Here is a 1,578-nt window from a genome sequence, read left to right as displayed (position 1 = left end):
CGGTGGGGCAGGGGGCGGGTTCAGTGGACGTGCGCCGCCTTCGCCGTGTGGCTGCCGGAGATCTCCTCGCCGGGCTCCATTGGGGCGGTGACGTCGTCGTCGTCCCGGCCCCGGCCCAGGTGGTTGAAGACCACGTTGAGCAGGACGGCCGCGACGCAGCCGGTCGAGATGCCCGAGTCCAGGATAATCTTCGCCGTCTCCGGGAAGGCGTGGTAGAACTCCGGCGCGGTGATCGGGATGATGCCGACGGCCAGTGAGACGGCCACGATCAGGACGTTGTTGTCCTTCTCCAGACCGGCCTTGACCAGCGTCTGGATGCCGCTGGCGGCGACCGAGCCGAAGAGGACGACGCCCGCGCCGCCGAGGACCGGCCGGGGGACGACCGAGATCAGCGAGGCGGCGACCGGCGAGAGGCCCATCAGGACCAGGAAGCCACCGCCGCAGGCGACGACGAAGCGGCTGCGGATCCGGGTCATGGCGACCAGGCCGATGTTCTGCGCGAAGGCGCTGCACATGAAGCCGTTGAAGAGCGGGCTGATCGCGGAGCCGAGGGTGTCGGCGCGCAGTCCGGCCGCGATGGTCTTCTCGTCGGCGGGCCGTTCGACGATCTCGCCGAGGGCCAGCATGTCGGCGGTCGACTCGGTCATGGAGACCAGCATGACCACGCACATCGAGATGATCGCGGCGAGGGCGAACTGCGGGCCGCCGAAGTGGAACGGCGTCGGGAAGCCGACGATGTCCGCCTCGGTCACCGGGGAGAAGTCGGTGACGCCGAACGGGATGGCGATGACCGTGCCGATGACGAGGCCCAGGAGGACCGCGATCTGCTTGACGAAGCCGCGGGTGAAGCGGCGGAGCAGGAGGACGACGACGAGCGTGATGGCGGCGAGCGACAGGAACGTGGTCGAACCGTAGTCCTCGGCCGCGGGGTTGGGCCCCTGGGCCCAGCCGAAGGCGACCGGGAGGAGGGAGACACCTATGAGGGTGATCACGGTGCCGGTGACGACCGGCGGGAAGAACCGCACGAGCCGGGAGAACCAGGGGGCGGCCAGGAAGCCGAGGAGGCCGGCGACGATGATCGCGCCGAAGATCACGGGGAGGGCGTCGGCCTTGTCGTCGGTGGTGTCGACGATGGCGAGCATCGGTGCGACACCGGCGAAGGTGACGCCGTTGACGAAGGGGAGCCGGGCGCCGATCTTCCAGACCCCGAGCGTCTGGAGGAAGGTCGCGAGCCCCGCGGTGAAGAGGCTTGCTCCGGTCAGGAAGGTGAGTTCGGTACCGGAGAGGCCGACGGCCGCTCCGACGATCAGCGGCGGGGCGACAACCCCTGCGTACATGGCGGCCACGTGCTGGAGGCCGCTGGTGAGCATCTTCAGTGGGGGCAGCGTCTCGTCGACCGGATGCGTCTCTCGGTCGTCGGGGGCGGAGCCTGCGTCTTGTGCATTGCGAACCTGGGGCTTGGCGGCCACGGCGGTTCCTCCGGTCGGTTACACGTCGGCGGCGACGCGGGGTTCAGGGAGGTGGTGCGATGCGGTGCTGGGTGCAGGAGGTGCGGCTCGTTGCGGGGTGGTGCGGGGG

The 1,578-nt window shown here is 69.8% G+C and carries 1 protein-coding gene; it reads right to left on the bottom strand.

Going from position 1 to position 1,578, the window contains the following annotated elements; translation table 11 throughout:
- Positions 1-20: 20 nt before the first annotated feature.
- Positions 21-1,469 carry a nucleobase:cation symporter-2 family protein gene (locus AOK00_RS29770; protein ID WP_055603327.1) on the bottom strand — a complete coding sequence of 483 codons (1,449 nt, stop codon included), beginning with the start codon at positions 1,467-1,469 and terminating at the stop codon, positions 21-23.
- Positions 1,470-1,578: the final 109 nt, after the last annotated feature.

The sequence above is a fragment of the Streptomyces aureus genome, from assembly GCF_001418135.1.
Taxonomy (GTDB): domain Bacteria; phylum Actinomycetota; class Actinomycetes; order Streptomycetales; family Streptomycetaceae; genus Streptomyces; species Streptomyces aureus_A.
The sequence above is the reverse complement of the archived record's forward strand: the minus strand, read 5'-3'. Positions and strand labels throughout refer to the sequence as shown.